Here is a 1,081-nt window from a genome sequence, read left to right on the forward strand (position 1 = left end):
GGTCCGGGGCCTGGCCCCTGGCGGGCTCCTTCGGCCGCCCCGAGCACGTCAGGTAGTGCCACGCGGCCTCGACCAGCGCCTTCCTCAGGTGCTTGTTGCCGGCCTTGGTGATCGCGCCCCTGCGGTCGCTCTCCCCGCTGGAGTGCTCGGAGGGCGTCAGGCCGACCCACGCCGCGAACGAGCGGGCGTTCCCGAACCTCGAGAACTCGCCGGCCTCGAACACGAGGTCGGCGGCGGACGCGGTGTCCACGCCCTTGAGGCAGCGCAGGGAGTCGACCCTCCTCCTCCACCTGGGCTTGCGGGCCTCGGCCTCGACGAGCCCCTCGAGCCTCGCCTTCTCCTCCGCCGCCCGCCTGACCGCGTCGACGTAGTAGGCGAGCACGTCGTTGTCGGCCCCCTCCGCGAACCTTATCGACTCGATCCAGGACCAGTGCGCCCGGGTCCAGTTGCCCTTCCTGCGGCCGGTGGGCGTCCTCTCGTCGAAGACGAGCCCGTGCCTGAGCAGGAACTTGGAGAGCCGCTGCTTCGAGCGCGAGAGGTCGTCCCTCGCGTCCTCGAGCGCCCTGGTCAGGTCGCGGGCGGCCTCGCACTCGTCGTCGGGGACCCACACCTCGACCACGTTGCCGACCGACAGCATGCGGGCGAGGAACTCGGCGTCGTTGCGGTCGTTCTTCCTGCGCCTGTCCGCGCTGGGCTTGATCATCTTCGAGACGGCGCCGACCACGCAGTCGACCCCGAGGCCGGAGAGCCTCTTCTGCAGGTCGAACCCCGTGACCCCGGACTCGTACACGCACTTGGCCTTTGGGTCCACGGACCGCACCCGCTCCGCGACTGCCCCGGCGTCGTAGCCGAAGGTCGCGCAGCGCACCTCCCCGGTCATGACGTCGGGGGAGACTGCCTTTATCGAGCGGGCGTGGACGTCGAGGCCGACGAAGGTGGTAGTATCGAGCATGGGAGCCCCTTCCATGAATGCGGCGTGGCCGCCGCGGCTGAATTAGACACTCACCATTGTCGGCCTAATCCGCGGTCTTTCATGCAGCAGGGGCTCTCAATGTTTTTATGTCCTGCTCATATCGTCTGT

Annotated in this window: 1 protein-coding gene; it reads right to left on the reverse strand. The window is 68.6% G+C overall.

The window, feature by feature from the left end:
* The coding region (locus tag FGQ67_RS09995) for an IS110 family RNA-guided transposase (RefSeq protein WP_249934454.1) at window positions 1-952 on the reverse strand (952 nt) is incomplete at its 3' end.
* Window positions 953-1,081 lie beyond the last annotated feature (129 nt).

The organism is Collinsella aerofaciens (assembly GCF_005845035.1).
Taxonomy (GTDB): Bacteria; Actinomycetota; Coriobacteriia; order Coriobacteriales; family Coriobacteriaceae; genus Collinsella; species Collinsella aerofaciens_I.